At 76.1% G+C, this 851-nt stretch carries 2 protein-coding genes; both read right to left on the bottom strand.

The window, feature by feature from the left end:
* Positions 1 to 193, bottom strand: a 193-nt coding sequence (locus tag AX737_RS20715; RefSeq protein ID WP_066924536.1) for a hypothetical protein, incomplete at its 3' end; no start/stop codon positions are given.
* A 65-nt stretch (positions 194 to 258) separates the two neighbouring features.
* Positions 259 to 459, bottom strand: a complete 201-nt coding sequence (locus AX737_RS20710) for a hypothetical protein (protein ID WP_066924533.1) — start codon at positions 457 to 459, stop codon at positions 259 to 261.
* Positions 460 to 851: the final 392 nt, after the last annotated feature.

Below are 851 nucleotides of genomic sequence, written 5' to 3'. Positions count from 1 at the left end.
GTGCGGCCGGGATGGCGTCGCCCGAGCGGATCGCATTCCGCTCGTTCGGGACGGCGGCCATCCCCTCGGTGCCGCCCGGTGCGGTCGCCCCGGGGGTGCCGGCCGGGGCGCCGACCGATCCTTGGGCGAACGCGGCGCCGGCCAAGCCCGCGAGGGCGCACAGGGCGAGCGTGGCTGTCGTGAGGGTGCGCATGGGACGGTCTTTCCGGTTGCGGATGTGGGAGGGGGTGTCGTCGCGCGGGGATCCGGAGACGCGGCTCACCGATGCCGCCCTCCGTGGGAGCGGATGGCCTTTCCGCGCCGCCCGCCCGGGGCGGTGACGCGCGGCTGGCCGGCGGGCGGCGTCACCGTGCCCTGTGCCCGGGCGCCGGGCGCCACCACGATGCCGCTGCCGAGACAGGCGACCGCGACGAACCAGGCGAGGAGGGGGAGGCCGAGGCCGGCCGGTTTCACGCGCATCCGGAAGGCTCCCGCGGGGCCGTGATGGCCGCCCGCGCCGTCGTCGGCAGCAAAGGCCGTGCCGCTCCGACCATCGACGGCCTGCAGATTCCAACGAACCGGCCCCTGTCGCCGGAGCGCGCCCCCACCGGGCGGCACGATCGCGGGCCCGGCACCGCCACTGCGGCCGCGCGCATCCGCCAGGACGACGCAGCCGCGGGCGGCGTACCGGAGGGGGGCGCCGGGGTCTGTGCTCGGTAGGGACGTGCGCACCCTCCCGACGTCAGGGAAACACGGCGTCTCCGCACGTCGTCATATCCGTGCGCTGAAGCAGCCTGATCCGTGCTCTCATACGGGCTCCGGTCGATGGGTTCGGCCGTGTGCGGTGAACCGCGCCGCGCCCCCTCTCCCAG

The organism is Methylobacterium sp. CCH5-D2 (assembly GCF_001556475.1).
Classification (GTDB): Bacteria; Pseudomonadota; Alphaproteobacteria; order Rhizobiales; family Beijerinckiaceae; genus Methylobacterium; species Methylobacterium hispanicum.
Note: the sequence above shows the minus strand (reverse complement) of the source record. Positions and strands in the feature narration are given on the sequence as shown.